Source organism: Oerskovia enterophila, from assembly GCF_044748475.1.
Classification (GTDB): Bacteria; Actinomycetota; Actinomycetes; order Actinomycetales; family Cellulomonadaceae; genus Oerskovia; species Oerskovia enterophila.
On record NZ_JBIVFZ010000005.1, the window covers coordinates 209,333 to 226,812 of the forward strand.

The window sequence follows — 17,480 nt, forward strand, 5'->3', positions numbered from 1 at the left end:
CAGGGGGTCGGGCCACCGGGCGCGCCCCCAGGGTCAGGCCGTCGCGCCCACGGGGGCTGTGCGCGCCGACGCCTCGACCGACGGCTCGGCCGGCAGCTCGTGCAGGGCCGCGACGAGGGGCGCGAGCTCCTCGACCTGGCAGGCCTCGTTGAGCGCGTCCTCGAGGGCCGCGTCGTGCGTGGGCCGGGCCTGGCGCAGGAGCTGCTCGCCCTGAGGGGTCAGCTCGGTGTAGATGCCGCGGCGGTCGTCCTGGCACAGGATGCGCGTGAGCAGGCCGCGGTCCTCGAGACGGTTGACCAGGCGGGTCGTGGCGCTGCTGCTCAGGGCCGCGGCGCGTGCGAGCTGCTGCATCCGCATGTGCCAGCCGTCCTGGCGCGAGAGCGCGTCGAGCACGGTGTACTCGACGACCGAGAGGCCGTGTTCGGCCTGGAGCGCTCGTTCGAGCGCGGTGTCGAGGATGCCGTGCAGCGCGGCGAGCGTGCGCCAGCCCTGCGAGCGGATCTCGACCGCGTCGTCCCCGATGCCCATGCGTGCCTCCTGTGCCTGTCGTGACGTCGCTCTCAACTATACCGCTTGTGTGAACTACCGGCGCGTGCAACTATTTAGGAGGCGCCTGCAACTACTGCAAGCGCCGGTTGTTGCACACACGCTCAAGCGCGGGTGCCCTGAATCAGACAAGGAGCAGCGCATGCCGCTGGGTCTTCTCGCCCTCGCTGTCGGGGGCTTCGGGATCGGGCTCACCGAGTTCGTCATCATGGGTCTCCTGCCGGAGATCGCCACCGAGTTCGGCGTGACCGAGGCCGTCGCCGGCTACCTCATCTCGGGCTACGCGCTCGCGGTGGCCGTCGGCGCGATCGGCCTCACCGCCGCCGTGATCCGCCTCGACCGCAAGACGGTCCTCGGCAGCCTCATGATCCTGTTCATCGCCGGGAACCTGGTCTCGGCCCTCGCCCCCACCTACGAGCTGCTGCTCGCCGGACGCATCCTCGCGGCGCTGTGCCACGGTGCGTTCTTCGGCATCGGCGCGGTCGTCGCGGCCGACATGGTCGCGCCCTCCAAGCGGGCCGGGGCCATCGCGATGATGTTCGCGGGCCTCACGGCCGCCAACGTCCTGGGCGTGCCGTTCGGCACGTTCCTGGGCCAGCAGTACGGCTGGCGCTCGACGTTCTGGGCCATCACGGCCATCGGCGTGGTCGCGCTCGTCGGGATCCTGCTGCTCGTGCCGTCCACGCGCCGGGCGTCCGGCGCGCACGGCGTCGCACCGGCTCGCGCCGCCTCGACGACCCCCGCTGCGGGCGACCTCGCCCTCCCGGCAGGGGCTGCGCCGTCGGGCACCCCGTCCCTGCGGACCGAGCTCGCGGCCTTCCGCAACCCGCAGGTCTGGTGGTCCATCCTGGTCACCGTGCTCGGGTTCGGCGGCATGTTCGGCGCGTTCACCTACATCGCGTTCACGGTCACCGAGGTCGGCGGGTTCGCGACCACGAGCGTGCCGTGGCTGCTCGTGCTGTTCGGCGTGGGGCTGTTCGTCGGCAACTACCTGGGCGGCAAGGCCGCGGACCGCTTCCTGACCACGAGCCTGCTCGCGATCCTCGGCGCGCTGACCGTGATCCTCGCGGTCTTCGCGCTCACCGCGACGAGCCAGGTCATGACGGTGGTCTCGCTGGTCCTCATGGGGGCGTTCGGGTTCGCGACCGTGCCCGGCCTCCAGATGCGCATCATGGGCCACGCGCAGGCCGCCCCGACCATGGCCTCGGGCGCCAACATCGCGGCGTTCAACGTGGGCAACGCGCTGGGTGCGTGGATCGGCGGCCTGACCATCGCGGCCGGCCTCGGCTTCACCTCGCCCCTGTGGGTGGGAGCCGCGCTCACGCTGCTCGCGGTCGTGGCGCTCGGCGTCGCGACGCTCCAGGAGCGGCGGACCGCGGTGGCGCCCGCCCCGGCCCCCCACGTCACCGTCCCTGCAGCCTGACCCTCCCACCACCATCCTCAGGAGAAACCATGACCAGCACCACCACCGTCCCCGCGGTCGCTCTGCGCGGCGGGACGAGCATCCCGCAGCTCGGCTTCGGCGTCTTCCAGGTGCCCGACGGCGAGACCGCCCGGGCCGTCTCGCTCGCCCTGGACGCGGGCTACCGCAGCATCGACACCGCCGCGGTCTACGGCAACGAGGCGGGGGTCGGCGCGGGCATCGCCGCGTCGGGCCTGCCCCGTGACGAGGTCTTCGTGACGAGCAAGCTGTGGATCGACGCCCTGTCGCGCGATGCCGTGCGCCCCGCGTTCGAGCAGAGCCTCGAGCGCCTCGGGCTCGACCGCCTCGACCTGTACCTGATCCACTGGCCCGCACCGGGCCTGGGCCGGTACGTCGAGGCGTGGGAGGAGCTCGTCGCGCTGCGCGACGCGGGGCTCGTCCGGGAGATCGGCGTCTCGAACTTCCAGCCTGCGCACCTCGACGCGATCATCGCGGCCACGGGTGTGACGCCGGCCGTGAACCAGGTCGAGCTGCACCCGGCGTTCGCCCAGCGCGCCCTGCGCGAGCGCCACCGCGAGCTCGGGATCGTGACCGAGGCGTGGAGCCCGCTGGGTCAGGGCACGGTGCTGGGCGACCCGGTCCTCGGTGCGATCGCCGACGCGCACGGCGTGACGCCCGCGCAGGTCGTGCTCCGCTGGCACCTGCAGGCCGGGACCGTCGCGATCCCCAAGTCCGTGACCCCCGCGCGCATCGCGGCGAACCTCGACGTGCTGGGCTTCGAGCTGTCGGCCGAGCAGGTCGAGGCGATCGACGGCCTCGACCGGGCCGACGGCCGGATCGGACCGGACCCCGACGCGTTCAACGGCTTAGCCGCAGCTCCTGCGCTGCGGCACCTGCCGTGGCTGCCGCACCCGCACCCGTCGCCGCCGAGAAGTGAGCAGATGCTCCCGATCTCCCCGGATCAGGGGCATCTGCTCACTTCTCGACGCGCCGGTTCCCGCCCGATGCCGCTGGGAACGCATGCCGCCGCGCCCCCAGCACGATCCCCACGACCGGCACCGCGAGCGCGAGCGTCGCCCACGGCAGCGCGCCGGACCCGCCCGCACCCAGCACCACACCGCCCACGATCCCGCCGAGCGCGAGGGCCCCGTTCCACGAGGTGACGAACGCAGACTGTGCGACGTCGGCCGCGGGACCCGCTGCTCGCGCGAGCGCCGTCTGGAACAGGGTCCCGCTGCCGCCGAACGCGAAGCCCAGCGCGGCGACCGCGGCGTAGACCGCGACGGGGGAGCCCGCCGCGACCGCGAGCGTCAGGCCCGCGAGCCCCAGGAGCGAGGCGGCGAGGACCGTCATGACGCGCAGGTGCGTGTCGATCAGGGCACCGATCACGACGAGGCTCGCGAACGACGTCGCGCCGAGCACCGCGAGCAGCACACCGGTCTGCGCACCGAGCCCGACGTCCTCGAGGAACACCGCGACGTACGTCGAGAACACGTTGTAGGCGAGGACGGTCAGGCCCGTCACGAGCACGACCGGCGCGACGCCGGGCAGCCGCAGCGCCTGCCCGATCGGCACCTGCGTCCCGCGCGGCTCGCCCGGGAAGTCCCGCACGCCCCAGCGCACCCACGCCGCCAGCCCGAGGCTGAGGATCGTCATGGCGCCGAACGCCCAGCGCCACCCGACGGTCGCGCCCAGCGCTGTCCCGGCCGGGACACCGAGAGCCAGCGCGAGCGGCGCGCCGCCCATCGCGATCGCGAGCGCTCGCCCGGCCTGCTCCGGCGCGGCCAGGCGCCGTGCGTACCCGGCGAGCAGGGCCCAGGTCAGCCCGGCGACGAGCCCGGCCGCGAAGCGCGCGCCGAGCGTGAGCGCGTAGCTCGACGACACGGCCGTCACGGTGTTCGCGACCGCGAACCCCGCGATCGTCGTGAGCAGCAGGCGTCGCCTGGGCCAGCGGGCCGTGGCGCGGCTGAGGGGGATCGCGGCGACGATCGCCCCGATCGCGAAGACCGTGACGGTCTGCCCGGCGGCGCTCGCGGAGACCCCGAGGTCGGCGCTGAGCGCGGGCAGCACGCCCGCGGGCAGCACCTCGGTGAGGAGCGTGACGAACCCGGTCGCGGCCAGGGCGAGCAGGGGCAGCAGGGGGAAGCTCGTGCCCGACGACGGAGCGTCCGCGGGTGCGTCGGTCTGGTCGGGGAGCGTGGCCGTCCGGGGCACAGGGGGCGCTGTGGACGTCGGGGGACTCGCAGGCGCGGCGATCGCGGCGGGCGGGGCGGGCGCTGTGGACGGCGGGGGAGCGCCGGTCGACGACTCGGTCGGAGTGGTGCACGTGGTCATGGGGTTAGCATGAATGTCTGACATGGGTGTGAAGGTCAAGCCCGACCCGCGAGAGGGGTGCATCACATGCGCATCGGCGAGCTGTCCCGCCGCACCGGCACGGCCACGCGCCTGCTGCGGTACTACGAGGAGCAGGGGCTCCTGACCCCGCAGCGCGAGGAGAACGGCTACCGCGAGTACGGCGAGCACCTCGTCGACCGCGTGCTCCAGATCCGGGGCCTGCTGGAGGTCGGTTTCCCGACGCGGATCATCGCCGAGCTGCTGCCGTGCCTCAACCAGCCGCGCGAGATCCACCTGCACAACGCCTATCCGGACAAGATCGCGCTGCTCGAGACCGAGCTGGCGCGGATGACCGAGCGCATCGACACCCTCACGAGGAACCGTGACGCGATCGCGGACTACCTCGAGGCCATCAGGGTCGACGCGGCGCCGGCCGACGTGGTGCGCGAGCCGGTCGCTCTCGCCGAGAAGTGAGCAGATGCCCCTGATCCGGGCGATCCAGGGGCGTCTACTCACTTCTCGCTCAGTTCTCGGCGGCCGGACCGTCCGGTGGCGCCGGGCGCGGTTCGGCGCTGGCCGGTTCGTCGGAGACGGTCACGAGGTGCGAGAAGAACGGGTCCCGTCGAGCGGCCGAGACGTAGTGTCCGGGCTGCTTGGTGAAGGCGCGGTCCAACCACGACTGCACACGCGCGACGGCGGCCGGTCTGGTCGGCGCGTCGGCGTTGCGCGGCACGACGGTGGCCGCGACGCAGGCGATGCCGTAGTCGACCCATCCGGGGAGGACGTCCGGGTAGGCGGTCTCCCAGCTCGGGTAGATGGCCGCGAGCTGTTTCCGGACGTCGGTCAGGAACTCAGCCGGACCGGGATCGACGTGCCCTCGACGCATGAGCTCCGAGTGCCGTTGGACGTTGTGCCCGGTCCGTCGGATGGCCGTCCACCGGGACCGTCGCGGGGTGGTCTCGCGCAGCTCGACCGCAGCCTTCCTGGTGGAGTCCAACGCTGCGCCCAGGTGCTGCCGGATCTCGTCGGTGTCGTCGACGACCGACCAGTTGAGGACGCTGATCGCCCGGTTGTAGCAGGCCCGCATGACTGTCGCACGGCATCGGACGACCTCCCTCCACCAGTGGTCGCGCGTGGTCGGACGGACGTGAGGCGTGCCGCCGAGGAGTTCCGCGAGCCGTGCGGACGCCGCGTGCTCCACGCCGTGGAGCGCCTCGAGCCGCGCCCGCCAGTCCTGCGGGGCGACGGCCGGATCCTCGCCCTCCCTCCGGAGGTCGAGGACCGCGAGGTTGAGCCGGGCAGCGAGCATCGCGGGATCTGCGGCGCGCGCCCGGAGCAGAGCCTGGCGGGCGGTCCCCTTGTCTCCGGCGGCGAGGAGCGCGGCCGAGTCGGCGAAATGGAGGACCGCGACCTCGGACCTCGTCCCGAGCACGGCGACCCGGTGGCGTCGCTCGGTGGTCTGGAACGCGATCCAGACGGCGGCCTGTGGCAGCAGGCCGAGATACGTCGCCCGGTCGACGGGCGCGGCGTCGTCCAGGGGGCGGAGCGTCCGGGTCTCGATGAGCCTGCCGGACCGCTTCCTGATCGAGACCGTCACGCCGACCTTCCCGCCCTCGTCGTGCAGGAGAGCCGAGACGTGACGCACGCGCAGGCGTCGGAACCACGTCCAGAACTCCACGACGGCCTTGAAGCCCGACGGCATCCCGTCGATGTCGGGGAGCGTGAGGTCGGTGTCCGGGCCTGTCGAGATCCGCATGGCGGGTGTCGACTCGGCGAGGTCGTCGAGCCGGCGCGGGAGCATCTCGGCCCATGCCTGGGCGACGTCGTCGGCCTTCCCCGCGGTCACGGCCTGGGTCGCGGGGTCGATCCGGTAGGGCGGGCGACGGACCCAGGTCCACAGCACCAGGTAGATCAGGGCGAGCCCCGCGACGCACCAGGCCCCGACCGTGAGCCACGTCCTGCCGTCCTCGTCCCACCAGTCCACGACGGTCTCCGGGGGGCTCGGGGCCAGCAGGTCCTGCAGTGCCTGGTCGAGGTCCTCCGGTTCCACCTTGCCCTCCTTGACCGCCGTGAGGAGCAGCTCGCGGGCCTCGGCGCGATGCCCCAGGTCGACGAGCCGGGCAGCGGCCACGGCGGTGCCGGCCGGCGGGGCCTCGGATCCCGGGTCCGAGGTCAGTCCGTCGAACGCAGCGGTCGAGCCGAGGTCGAGCGCGAGCGCCTGGGCGTAGGAGGTGTCGGCAGCGCCGCGGAGCTCCGCGGCCGCCTCGGTGTCGGTCGCGACGCGGCCCGCCTCGGCGTCCAGCCCCTGTGCCCGACGCAGGAGCACCGCAGCCTCGGCGACCGATTCCTCGGCCTCGGCCAGGACGGTGGCCTCGCAGGCAGCCCCACCCGCGGCCTCGACCTGGGCCGCGGCGACGAGCGCTGCGCTCGGACGATGGGAGGTCGCGAGCTCGATCACGTCCTGGCACGAGGGCGGCGGCGACTCGTCGACGGTGGCCTGGGCGCTCGCGGCGAGCGGGAGCACGGCGCCGAGGGCAAGGGCAGAGAGGAGCGGGAGAGCTGATCGAGCACGCATGTCGGCCACCTCGTCGTGGTTGCGCCGTGCCGTCGCCCGGCGGACCTGCTGGCCCTGCCCCTGAGAGGAGAGAGGTCGGCCCGGCCGTGGACGTGGCAGAACGGAGGCGCGCGAGCGGGTGAATTCGTGACTGCCGCTCTCGCCGAGAAGTGGGCAGATGCCCCTGATCCGGGCGATCCAGGGGCGTCTGCTCACTTCTCGGTGGCCAGCGGCAAGCGGCCAGCGGCCGGCCACCCACGCCCGCACCCTCACCGCAGCGGGTCGAACGCCCTGATCTCCTGCGGAACCGTCCCGGTCACGATCTGCTCGGCGAGCAGCTTCCCCGTCGCGGGCCCGAGCACGATGCCCCACATCCCGTGCCCGCCCGCGACGTACACGCCGGGCGCCCGGGTCGCCCCGACCAGCGGCAGCCCGTCGGGGGTCACGGGCCGGGAGCCGACCCACTCGTCGTGCCGGTCGTCGAGGTCGACTCCCTGGAACAGGTCGCGCACCGACGCGAGGATCGCGTCGATGCGCCGCGGCTGGAACGGCTCGTCGGGGCCCCGGAACTCCATGGTCCCCGCGATGCGGAACCGCCCCTGGTAGGGCGTGCACGCGACGCGGCGCGACGGCAGGTAGATCGGCTGCTCGACCGGCACGTCGGTCTTGACCGTGAACGAGTAGCCGCGCCCGGCCTGGACGAGCGTGCGCACGCCGAGCGGCCGCGCGAGCCCGGGCAGCCAGGCGCCGGTCGCGAGGACCGCGACGTCGGCGACCACGGGGTCCTGCCCGTCTACGAGCACCTGCACGCCGCGCCCCGCCTGGGCACGCAGCCCGGTGACGGTCGCGTCGGTCACGATGCGCCCGCCGCGCGCGCGGACCGCGTCGCCCAGCGCGCCGACGAACGGTCCGGGCTCGATGAACCGCTGGCCCTCGAGGGCGTAGACCGCGCGCACGCGGTCGGTGAGCTGGGCAGGACGCCCGACGGCGTCGCTCACCTCGGGTGCTCGGCCCCGGTCCGGGGACGTCGAGGAGGAGGCATGCCCGACGGCGCCGCTCGCCCCGTGCGCTCGAGCCACGCCCGGGTGCGACGGACCGGAGAGGTGCGCGGCGCCGTCGGGCCGGTCGATGCGCCGCAGCGGGACCACCTGCCCCGCAGCCTCGACCTGGGCGATCTCGTGGAGGAACGGCGCGGCCTGCCTCTCGTCCTCGAACCCGATCACGAACGGACCGGGCGTCGAGCGGGCGGCGACGCCGTGCGCGCTGAGCTCGTCGAACGCGTCGAGCGCGAGCCGGTCGATCGGCGTGAGCGCCGCCATGGCGCGGTCCCACGCGCGCGGGGTCGCGTGCGCCGCGAACCGGGCGAGGAACGACCACAACCGCGGGTCGAGCCGTGCAGGGATGTGCAGGGGCGCGGCCGGGTCGAGCAGCGCCTTGGGGGCGTAGGTCCACAGCGTGGGGTCGGCGAGCGGCATGGCCATGCCGGGCGTGAGCCAGCCGGCGTTGCCCCACGACGAGCCTGCGGCGACGCCCTCGCGGTCGAGGACCGTGACGTCGACACCGCGCTCCTGCAGGTGCCAGGCGGTCGCGAGACCCACCATGCCGGCGCCGACGACGACTGCCGTGCGGGGGGTGCGTGCACCGGTGGTGGAGGTGCGAGAAGGGGTGGCCATCGGGGCTCCTTTGCCCTGGGACGATTTCGACCCGGCCTCGAGGATGCTGAGGCCGGGTCGTGGGAGACGGGTTGCGCCTCACGGTCAATGTTGGAGGGATCTTCGGTACGGTTCAAGGTGGGCGGTCTGATCTTCGGGAACTGATCTGTCCGGCGAACATCCTTCTGTCCTGTGGAGCGAAAGGGCGAGCATGCCGAACGAAATTCGGGCCGGTGCAGGCCACGTCCAGGCCGCAGTCCTCGACGAGACGGACCGGCGCATCCTCGCTCTCCTCGAGGCCGACGCGCGGGCCACGAACAAGGCCGTCGCGGACGCCGTGGGGATCGCGCCGTCGACGTGCCACACGCGTATCCGCTCGCTCCAGGAGCGCGGGGTCATCCAGGGGTTCCGCACCGAGGTGGACCCGGCAGCCATGGGGCGCAGCCTCCAGGCGCTCATCGCGATCCGCCTGCACTCGCACGCCCGCTCGGGGCTCACGGCGTTCCGCGACTACCTCGCGGGGCTGCCGAACGTCGAGGGCATCTACTTCGTGACGGGGGACCGTGACTTCATGGTGCACGTCGCGGTGCGCGACTCGTCGGCGCTGCGGGACCTGGTCGCGAGCACGCTGAGCGTGCGCCCCGAGGTCGCGGGCACGAGCACGACGCTCATCTTCGACTACCTGAAGCCGTGAGCGTCCCCTCGCTCGTGGACCAGGCGGTCGAGGAACGGTTCGACGAGCTCTTCGACGCTGCTCCACACGTCGTCGAGGGGGGTGCCGGACTCGATCATGCGTGAGGCGGAGTTCACCACCGCGTTGATCAGCTCTGCCGAGCGGGCGACGTCCCGGGTCCCTAGCGCCTGCAAGGCGTCACTCAGCGGCCGTACGAGCTCGTCGTGCATGGCGCGCGAGCCTTCCATCACGGCGTTCGGCGGGCTGACTGTCGCGAGGGCCGTCGCGAGGGCGTGCTCGCCCTGGGCGACGAGCTCGAGGTTCGCTCGGAGGTAGGCGACGACGCGGCCGCGGTCGTCAGGAGCAGCGTCCATAGCCCGTGCGACGGTCGCCGACCACCTCGGGAAGACGTCCTCGACCATGGCGAGCAGCAGGTCGTCCGCGGAGCGGAAGTACTGGTAGAGGCTGGGGCGGGCGAGGCCCGCGCGTTCGGCGAGCGCCGCGAACGTCGGCGGTCGGCCTGTCTCGGCAAGGAGCGACCGTGCGGCGTCGAGGAGCACTCGCATCTGCGCCGCACGGTGCTCGGCGACGGTCGGGGCGCTGATGCGGGGCACGGTTCTCCTCACGGCGGCTTCCCTGCCCCGCCCGGGGCAGGGAAGCGTGGATCAAGCGCTCAGTCTCCCATCCTCCATGTGGACGACGCGGTCGCAGTGCTCGAGCACGTCGTGGTCGTGGGTCACCATGACGGTCGCGACACCGTGGTCGTGGGTCTCGGCCGCGAGCAGCCGGACCACCTCGTGGCTGCGCGCGCGGTCGAGTGCCGCCGTGGGCTCGTCGACGAGGAGCAGCGCGGGGGCCGTGACGAGCGCGCGCGCGATCCCTACGCGCTGGCGCTCACCACCCGAGAGCTCGTGGGGTCGTCGGTCGGCCTTGTGCCCCATGCCCACCTGCTCGAGCAGGGTCAGGGGGTCGCGTCCGCGGTTCTTCCCGCCCGAGACGTGGAGCGCGAACCGCAGCTGGTCGAGGGCGGTCAGCGCGGGCAGGAGGTTGCCGGACTGGAACACGAAGCCGATCCGCTCGCGTCGGAGCGCGGCCTGGCCGGCCGAGGGCATCGCCGAGACGTCGGTGCCGTCGATGCGGACAGAGCCCGAGGTCGGCCGGGTCAACGCACCGGCGACCGCCAGCAGGCTGGACTTGCCCGCGCCCGAGGGGCCCAGGACGGCGAGCAGCTCTCCTGGGGCGACCGTGAGGTGCACGTGGTCGAGCGCGGTGACGGTCGAGTCGCCGTCGCCGAGGGTCAGGGTCACGCCGTCGATCTCGAGCCCGGCCCGGGTGGCGGTCGAGGTGCTCGAGACCTGCTGGGTGGGGTGCGTCATCGTTGGCCTCCGAGAGCCGTCAGGGGATCGACGTGGGCGATGCGGCCGACCGAGGCGGCGGCGCCCGCGAGGCCGAGCCCGACGAGCAGCACCGCGGCGAGCGCGAGGGGCCCGGCCTCGAGGGCGAACGGCATGGGGGTCGACGTGAGCAGCGCGCCGAAGCCCACGCCCGCGCCCATGCCGATCGCGGTGGACACCACGAGGAGCACCGCCGCCTGGCCGAGGGCGTCGCGCACGAGGTACGACGTCGAGGCGCCCATGGCGCGGGCAACCGCGATCTCGTGCTTGCGCTGGATGGTCCAGACCGTGAAGAACGCACCGACGACGAGGGCCGAGATCGCGTAGAGGAAGACCTGGATGAGGTTGAGCGTGAGCGTCTCGGCCGCATAGCCCGGTGACCCGTCGAAGGACTCCGTGAGCGAGACGGCAGCGGTGCCTGCGGCCGCGTCACCGGCCGCGAGGTCGAGGTCGGCGCCGTCGACGGGCGCGAGCGCGACGGCGGTCGCCTCGTCGTACGCCTCGGGCCGCACCTCGGCGGCGTCGGTCGCGCCGGCGTGGATCTCCTGCCAGGTCGCCAGGGGGATGTAGGCGACGTCGACGTGCCCGAACGTGTGCTGCCCGTCGAGCACGCCGACGATCGTGAGCTCGGTGCCCAGCCGTTCGATCGTCACGGTGTCCCCGATACCCAGGCCCAGGTCGCCCACTGTCTCGCTGACGACGATCCCGTGCGGGTCCCCGAGGATCTCCCCGGTGGCCAGGTCGGTCGTGGACGGCGCGACGAACGACCCTGGCTCGACGCCGAACAGTGCCAGGTCGACGGCCTCGCCGCCGGGGCCCTCGGCGTTGACGAGCTGGTTGCCGAACAGTGCTGCGTCGGCGACGTCGTCGCGGGCGGCCCAGCGCTCGGCCTGCTCGCGGTCGACCGTGCTACGGGAGAACGCCGAGTCGACGGAGGTGTCCGCGCCGAACGCGAAGGCCGCGACGGGGAGCTTCTTGAGGCCCGACACGCCGTCGTTGACGAGTCCCGAGGACAGGCCCGACAAGAGGACGACGAGCACGGACACGAGCGCGACGACACCCCCCATCAGGGCAAATCGTGAGCGCGCGAACGACAGCTCGCGCCACGCGAGAAACATGGTGCTCCTTCCGGGTCGACACGGGTTGCCGACGCCTTGTCGGTAAGGATACCAACGTGGCGTCGGCAACTGGTGCCGCTCCGGGGTCTCTGCGCCGAAGCCGTCAGAGCGCGAGCGCCCGCGCCTCCTTGTCCGGGTCGAGCCCCACCCGAGGGCGGTCCGCGCGCTGGGGAGCAGCGCCGTCGGGCTGGGTCTGCAACCAGGCCCACGTGTCCGCGACCGTCTCCTCGACGGGCCGGTTGCGCAGTCCCGCCGCGACCGCGCGCGACACGTCGCCGCGGTGCAGGGTGTCGTGCAGCTCGCCCGGCGGGAGCCAGACGGGCAGCTCGGTCCAGGGAGCGATGCCCGCGGCCTCGATCACGTCGGGCGCGGTCCAGCGCAGCTCGGCGTCGGAGCCCGTCGCGGCCACGCACGCGTCGAGCAGCTCGGCCATGGTCGCGTGCCCGCTGGGGCTCACGACGTTGAACGGCCCGCTCAGGCCCTGCTCGGTCGCGTCGAGCACGAACGCCGCGAGGTCGCGCGCGTCGACGTACTGCAGGGGCAGCTCGCGCGGCCCCGGGGCGAGCACGGTCCCGCCGCGCGCGACGCGCTGCAACCACCACGGCAGGCGCCCGACGTTCTCCCACGGCCCCAGGACCAGGCCCGCCCGCGCGAGGATCGCGCGGTGCCCGAACGACTCCTCGACGGCCAGCTCGCCGCCGCGCTTGGCGCGCGCGTAGTCGACGTCGGCGCCGTCGTCGGGCGAGGCCTCCACGAGGGGCGCGTCCTCGCCGAGGCCCGCGCCCGTCGGGTACGTGTAGACCGACCGGCTCGACACGTACACGTACCGGCCCACGTGGTCGTCGAGCAGGCGCGCGGCGTCGCGCACCGCGCTCGGCGCCCACGACCACGTGTCGACCGCGACGTCCCACTCGCCCTCGGCCAGGGCGTCCAGGCCCCCGACGGCGGAGCGGTCGCCGCGCAGGTCCCGCACCCCGGGCGGGGCGTCGCGCGTGCCCCGGTGGAACATGGTGACGTCCCAGCCGCGGGCCAGGGCGTCGTCGACGACCGCCCGACCCACGAACTCCGTCCCGCCCAGCACCAGCAACCGCGTCGCGTCCGTCATGCCTCCGACTCTGCCCGCTGTGCACCCGGGACGAAAGCCAGCGACGCCCACGGCAGACGGCTGGGCGCGTGCGATAGTGACCGAGCCGCTCGTCGGGTAGCGGGCGCCCGCGTGCGCGGGGGCCGGGCGAGTGGCTGGGGACCGGTCGACGCCGGCCGGCTCGTCACGCCGTGGGCCTCGGTCGCGACCGTGCTCTGGTGGGTCCAGTGCTCACGCCACTGGATGGGCTTCCGCGAGGTCGGCTGGTGGCCGCTCGTGCGCCAGGGACTCGTCCTCGCGCCCCTGGCCGTGGTCGCCGGGACGCTCGCGGTCGCCGCGGTCGCGTAGGCCGGTCCGCGCGTGGGCCCTCAGGCCCGCACGCCGATCCACAGGGTCCCGTGCGGCTCGAGCTCGACGCTGCGGTGCTCGACGAACCCGATCGAGCGCATCCCCTCGACGCGCGCCGGGTCGACGATCGCGGTGAACAACGGGCCCTCGACCGGTGAGCCGTCCGGGGAGTGCCGGGCGCTCGCGGGCGCGTCGACGAGCCGGCGCAGCGTGTCGACCCGCTCCGCGCCCTCGACGTCGGGCGCCACGGCCGACGCGACGAGGACGAGGCGCGGGCGGACGGCGTCGAGCGCGTCGGCGATCGCGGACTGCGCGATGCCGAGCGCCTGACGGGTCGCGACGCGGACCGGCTCGTCGTCGGCCGGCTCGTCGAGCGGGTCGACGCCGACCTCGCGGACCAGGACCTCGCGGAGCTCGTCCTCGAACGCGGGGACCTCGGGCGGCAGCCACACAGTCGTGGCGAGGAGACCGTCGGCGTCCTCGGCGACCCAGATCTCGCCCTGCTCGAGGATCCCGTGGCCCAGGACCAGGCGCGTCGCGGACGAGAGCTGCTCGGGGTCGACCGGGGCGTCGGGGCGCCCGTCGCCGTCGAGGTCGACCACGGGGTGGTCGGTCGTGAGCAGCCGGGCGACGCCGGGCACGTCGATGAAGCGGGCGCGACGGACGGTCGCAGCGGGGTGCGTGGTGTCGGGCATCGGGTCTCCGGTCCTCGGGGAGATGGGGGCTCGTGCCAGTCTGGCCCGGGTCCCTGGGAGGGGGCTGTGCAGAACGCCAGGGGCGGGGGCCTTCTGGGGAGGCCCGGCGGTGACCCGCCGCGGCGCCCCCGCGGCGCCCCCCGTGGTTCCCTCGTGGCGACCGGCGCGCGCGATGATGTGGTGCGCCGCACGGCGCCGCCGCTGCGGTCCCGCTGCACCCGTCCGTCCCGAGGAGACCACATGACCGTCCTGCGCTCGATCCTGCTCTTCGGCGCCGCTGCGCTCTTCGAGATCGGTGGCGCGTGGCTGATCTGGCAGGGCGTCCGCGAGCACAAGGGGTGGGTCTGGATCGGGGCGGGAATCGTCGCGCTGGGGCTCTACGGGTTCTTCGCGACGCTCCAGCCCGACGCGAGCTTCGGGCGGATCCTCGCGGCGTACGGGGGAGTGTTCGTCGCGGGCTCGCTGGTGTGGGGCATGGCGGTCGACGGCTTCCGGCCCGACCGCTGGGACGTGACCGGTGCGCTGCTGTGCCTCGTGGGCGTCGCGGTCATCATGTACGCGCCACGACCGGCGTAGGGGACGTCCGCCAGGCGCTCTCGCCCGGTGTGTGGGGTCCTGCCTGCCCGACGCCGGAGCGCACCCGAGCGCCCCGGGTGCGCTCCGGCGTCGGGCGCGCGCAGACGCCCGATCCGTTGTCAGAGCTGGGCCGGGGCATACCCCGGCCCAGCTCTGACAACTGGTCGACGACGAGTCCGCAGCGCGTGACCCACGACACCTCGATCTCCGGGGAATAACCCGGCCACCCTCCCGGTTCTCCTCCAAGTACATGCAAATGCATCAACTTGTAGGACGAGGGAGCAACCCCCATGCAGTTCGGCATCTTCACCGTCGGCGACGTCACCACCGACCCCGTCACCGGTCGCACGCCCAACGACACCGAGCGCGTGCGGTCCATGCTCACCATCGCCAAGCACGCGGACGAGGCCGGCCTCGACGTGTTCGCCACGGGTGAGCACCACAACCCCCCGTTCGTCCCGTCGTCCCCCACGACGATGCTCGGCTACCTCGCCGGGCAGACGAAGAACATCATCCTGTCGACCTCCACGACGCTCATCACCACGAACGACCCGGTGAAGATCGCCGAGGACTACGCGATGCTCCAGGTCATCTCGGACGGTCGCATGGACCTCATGATGGGCCGCGGCAACACCGGCCCCGTCTACCCGTGGTTCGGCAAGGACATCCGTGAGGGCGTCAACCTCGCGATCGAGAACTACGCGCTGCTGCGTCGCCTCTGGGAGGAGGAGGTCGTGGACTGGCAGGGCAAGTACCGCACGCCCCTCCAGGGCTTCACGGCCACGCCGCGCCCGCTCGACGGCGTCGCGCCCTTCGTCTGGCACGGCTCGATCCGTACCCCGGAGATCGCCGAGCAGGCCGCCTACTACGGTGACGGCTTCTTCCACAACAACATCTTCTGGCCCATCAGCCACACCCAGCAGATGGTCCGGTACTACCGTCAGCGCTTCGAGCACTACGGCCACGGCCAGGCCGACCAGGCGATCGTCGGGCTCGGCGGCCAGGTCTTCATGCGCAAGAACTCCCAGGACGCCGTGCGCGAGTTCCGGCCCTACTTCGACAACGCGCCCGTCTACGGGCACGGCCCGTCGCTCGAGGACTTCAGCGCGCAGACCCCGTTGACCGTGGGCAGCCCGCAGGAGGTCATCGACCGCTACGGCGCCATGCGCGAGCACGTCGGCGACTACCAGCGCCAGCTCTTCCTCATGGACCACGCGGGCCTCCCGCTCAAGACGGTCCTCGAGCAGATCGACCTGCTGGCCGGCGAGGTCGTCCCCGTGCTCCGCAAGGAGATGGAGGCCAAGCGCCCCGCCCACGTCCCGAGCGACCCGCCCAGCCACGCCCAGCGCGTCGCGAAGGCACGCGCCGAGGGCAAGATCGCGGAGCAGGTCGTCGCGGCCGCCGACCACTGGACGGGCAAGACCGCAGAGGACGACATCCAGGCGGCAGAAGCTGCCGAGGGTACGTCCCGCAAGGGCTCCGCGTTCGGACTCTGACCGACCACCCGCCCGGGGAGACCCGGGCGGCCGGGCCGCCCTTGTGGCCAGGGGCGGCCCGGCTCCCAGCACCACCCGGCAGGCCACGAGAGCACCATGCACCACCCGCCGCACGCACCGTGCGGCACACTCGAAGAACCCTCACGAACCAGGAGCACCACCTCATGACCGCTCGCCAGATCGTCGCGATCTCCGCCGGCCTCGGCCAGCCGTCCTCGACCCGCCTGCTCGCCGACCGTCTCTCCGCCGCGACCGTGGCCGAGCTCGGCGACCTGGGCGTGACCGCCGAGGTCACGACGGTCGAGCTGCGCGACGTCGCCCATGCCATCACCGACGCGATGCTCACGGGCTTCGCGAGCGGCGACCTCGCCGAGGTGATCGAGAAGGTCACGGGCGCCGACGCGCTCGTCCTGGTCACCCCGCTGTTCACGACCACGTACTCGGGGCTCTTCAAGTCCTTCGTCGACATCCTCGACAAGGACTCGCTCCAGGGCATGCCGGTGCTGCTGGGCGCCACGGGCGGCACGTCGCGCCACTCGCTGGCCGTCGAGTACTCGATGCGCCCGCTGTTCACGTACCTGCACGCGGACGTCGCGACGACGTCGGTCTTCGCGGCCACGGACGACTGGGCCGCCGAGGGCGACAGCACGCACGACGCCGGCCCGCTCCCGGCCCGCATCCGCAAGGCGGCCAAGGAGCTCGCGGGCACGGTCGCGGCCCGCGACCCGCGCACCACGACGGGCATGTTCGACGGCGTGCCCTCGTTCGCGCAGATGTTCGGCCAGTAGCCGGGCCGACCGGGTGAAACGCGGTGTGACCCGCATCACTCACCCGGTGCAGGGTCTCCTTCTGGATGTGCGCCCGACGACGAGGCGCCGGAACCCCTCCACATCCAGAAAGGCACGTCCATGTCCACCCTCTCCGTCGACGGCCAGGCGATCTCCCGCCGTGGCTCCGTCTCCACCCACCTGAGCGGCGCCGTCGACGCCCTCGCTCGTGTCCTGACCCGCTGGTCCGTCCCGGCGCTGCGCGTCGCCCTGGGCCTGGTCTTCCTGGGCTTCGGGGTCCTGAAGCTCTTCCCCGGGGCCAGCCCGGCCGAGGTCGTCGCCGAGCGCACGATCGACACCCTGACCCTCGGCCTGGTCCACGGCCCGGTCGCGGTGATCGGCACGGCGGTCATCGAGTGCTTCATCGGGATCACGCTCGTCACGGGGTACCTGCTGCGCGCGGGGCTCGTGGTCATGGCCGGCGCGTTCGTGGGCATCCTCGCCCCGACGGTCCTGTTCTTCGACGAGCTGTTCGGCTCGGGCATGACGCTCCTGGGGCAGTACGTGCTCAAGGACGTCGTCCTGGTCGCCGCGGCGACGGTCGTCGGGGCCTACGCCCTCGGGGCACGGCTGCGCCGTGCCGGCTGAACGCCCCACCGATCCAGGAGCACCACCAGAAGCACCACCGCACGCAGCACGAGAAGCGGGGGGGGGGGGGGGGGGGCCCCCCCCGGCCCCCCCCCCCCCCCGGGGGGGGGGGGGGGCGCCCGGGGGGGGGGGGGGGGGGCCCCCCCCCCCCCCCCCCCGGCCCGCCCCCCCC

The 17,480-nt window shown here is 73.3% G+C and carries 17 protein-coding genes and 1 pseudogene; 9 read left to right on the forward strand and 9 right to left on the reverse strand.

All coding sequences use genetic code 11. The features are described from left to right. Positions 1–33 precede the first annotated feature (33 nt). A complete protein-coding gene (locus tag ACIPWA_RS17115; RefSeq protein ID WP_400291769.1) occupies positions 34–528 on the reverse strand; it encodes a MarR family winged helix-turn-helix transcriptional regulator in 495 nt (164 codons plus the stop codon). Positions 529–688: 160 nt separating this feature from the next. Here ACIPWA_RS17115 and ACIPWA_RS17120 point away from each other — a divergent pair, with 160 nt between their 5' ends. Together ACIPWA_RS17120 and ACIPWA_RS17125 are read left to right on the forward strand one after the other, a co-directional pair. Then, positions 689–1,969, forward strand: coding sequence for an MFS transporter (locus ACIPWA_RS17120; protein WP_400291770.1), 1,281 nt, complete (start codon positions 689–691; stop codon positions 1,967–1,969). 29 nt (positions 1,970–1,998) lie between these two features. Further along, positions 1,999–2,778 (forward strand): annotated as a pseudogene (locus ACIPWA_RS17125) (aldo/keto reductase); the annotation flags it as partial. Positions 2,779–2,944: 166 nt separating this feature from the next. Here ACIPWA_RS17125 and ACIPWA_RS17130 read toward each other — a convergent pair. Beyond that, positions 2,945–4,303: an MFS transporter gene (locus ACIPWA_RS17130; RefSeq protein ID WP_400291771.1), complete on the reverse strand. Its 1,359-nt coding sequence runs from the start codon at positions 4,301–4,303 to the stop codon at positions 2,945–2,947. A 66-nt stretch (positions 4,304–4,369) separates the two neighbouring features. Between ACIPWA_RS17130 and ACIPWA_RS17135 the strand changes: the two genes are divergently transcribed. Beyond that, entirely contained in the window at positions 4,370–4,777 is a 408-nt protein-coding gene (locus tag ACIPWA_RS17135) for a MerR family transcriptional regulator (RefSeq protein ID WP_056765287.1), read from the forward strand. 49 nt (positions 4,778–4,826) lie between these two features. On the opposite strand, the gene ACIPWA_RS17140 is transcribed toward ACIPWA_RS17135, so the two are convergent. Both ACIPWA_RS17140 and ACIPWA_RS17145 read right to left on the reverse strand, forming a co-directional pair. Beyond that, the gene (locus ACIPWA_RS17140; RefSeq protein WP_400291772.1) at positions 4,827–6,878 is read right to left on the reverse strand and encodes a hypothetical protein; all 2,052 of its coding nucleotides are present in this window, start codon (positions 6,876–6,878) and stop codon (positions 4,827–4,829) included. Between the two features lie 248 nt (positions 6,879–7,126). After that, entirely contained in the window at positions 7,127–8,530 is a 1,404-nt protein-coding gene (locus ACIPWA_RS17145; RefSeq protein ID WP_400291773.1) for an NAD(P)/FAD-dependent oxidoreductase, read from the reverse strand. Positions 8,531–8,720: 190 nt separating this feature from the next. Here ACIPWA_RS17145 and ACIPWA_RS17150 point away from each other — a divergent pair, with 190 nt between their 5' ends. After that, a complete protein-coding gene (locus ACIPWA_RS17150) occupies positions 8,721–9,203 on the forward strand; it encodes an Lrp/AsnC family transcriptional regulator (protein WP_056654308.1) in 483 nt (160 codons plus the stop codon). Here the strand turns inward: ACIPWA_RS17150 and ACIPWA_RS17155 are convergent. The 4 genes from ACIPWA_RS17155 to ACIPWA_RS17170 form a co-directional block, all read right to left on the reverse strand. After that, complete coding sequence (locus ACIPWA_RS17155; protein WP_056765295.1) at positions 9,188–9,796, reverse strand: TetR/AcrR family transcriptional regulator; 609 nt, start codon at positions 9,794–9,796, stop codon at positions 9,188–9,190. The two genes, ACIPWA_RS17150 and ACIPWA_RS17155, sit on opposite strands and share 16 nt — an antisense overlap. A 51-nt stretch (positions 9,797–9,847) precedes the next feature. Then, positions 9,848–10,558, reverse strand: coding sequence for an ABC transporter ATP-binding protein (locus ACIPWA_RS17160; protein WP_056654314.1), 711 nt, complete (start codon positions 10,556–10,558; stop codon positions 9,848–9,850). Continuing rightward, on the reverse strand, positions 10,555–11,694 hold the full coding sequence (locus ACIPWA_RS17165; RefSeq protein WP_400291774.1) for an ABC transporter permease: 1,140 nt from the start codon (positions 11,692–11,694) through the stop codon (positions 10,555–10,557). The genes ACIPWA_RS17160 and ACIPWA_RS17165 overlap by 4 nt, the downstream gene beginning before the upstream one ends. A 103-nt stretch (positions 11,695–11,797) precedes the next feature. Continuing rightward, positions 11,798–12,799: an NAD-dependent epimerase/dehydratase family protein gene (locus ACIPWA_RS17170; RefSeq protein ID WP_400291775.1), complete on the reverse strand. Its 1,002-nt coding sequence runs from the start codon at positions 12,797–12,799 to the stop codon at positions 11,798–11,800. A 111-nt stretch (positions 12,800–12,910) separates the two neighbouring features. Between ACIPWA_RS17170 and ACIPWA_RS17175 the strand changes: the two genes are divergently transcribed. Further along, on the forward strand, positions 12,911–13,126 hold the full coding sequence (locus ACIPWA_RS17175) for a hypothetical protein (protein WP_400291776.1): 216 nt from the start codon (positions 12,911–12,913) through the stop codon (positions 13,124–13,126). A 20-nt stretch (positions 13,127–13,146) separates the two neighbouring features. Here ACIPWA_RS17175 and ACIPWA_RS17180 read toward each other — a convergent pair whose 3' ends face one another. Further along, positions 13,147–13,821, reverse strand: coding sequence for a hypothetical protein (locus tag ACIPWA_RS17180; RefSeq protein ID WP_400291777.1), 675 nt, complete (start codon positions 13,819–13,821; stop codon positions 13,147–13,149). Positions 13,822–14,061: 240 nt separating this feature from the next. Here ACIPWA_RS17180 and ACIPWA_RS17185 point away from each other — a divergent pair, with 240 nt between their 5' ends. From ACIPWA_RS17185 to ACIPWA_RS17200, 4 genes are all read left to right on the forward strand, one after another. After that, a complete protein-coding gene (locus tag ACIPWA_RS17185) occupies positions 14,062–14,397 on the forward strand; it encodes a YnfA family protein (RefSeq protein WP_056654325.1) in 336 nt (111 codons plus the stop codon). A 290-nt stretch (positions 14,398–14,687) separates the two neighbouring features. Next, positions 14,688–15,893: an LLM class flavin-dependent oxidoreductase gene (locus ACIPWA_RS17190; RefSeq protein WP_056654328.1), complete on the forward strand. Its 1,206-nt coding sequence runs from the start codon at positions 14,688–14,690 to the stop codon at positions 15,891–15,893. 164 nt (positions 15,894–16,057) lie between these two features. After that, positions 16,058–16,681, forward strand: coding sequence for an FMN reductase (locus ACIPWA_RS17195; protein ID WP_056654331.1), 624 nt, complete (start codon positions 16,058–16,060; stop codon positions 16,679–16,681). Between the two features lie 120 nt (positions 16,682–16,801). Further along, entirely contained in the window at positions 16,802–17,308 is a 507-nt protein-coding gene (locus ACIPWA_RS17200; RefSeq protein ID WP_400291778.1) for a DoxX family membrane protein, read from the forward strand. The last annotated feature ends 172 nt before the right edge of the window (positions 17,309–17,480 follow it).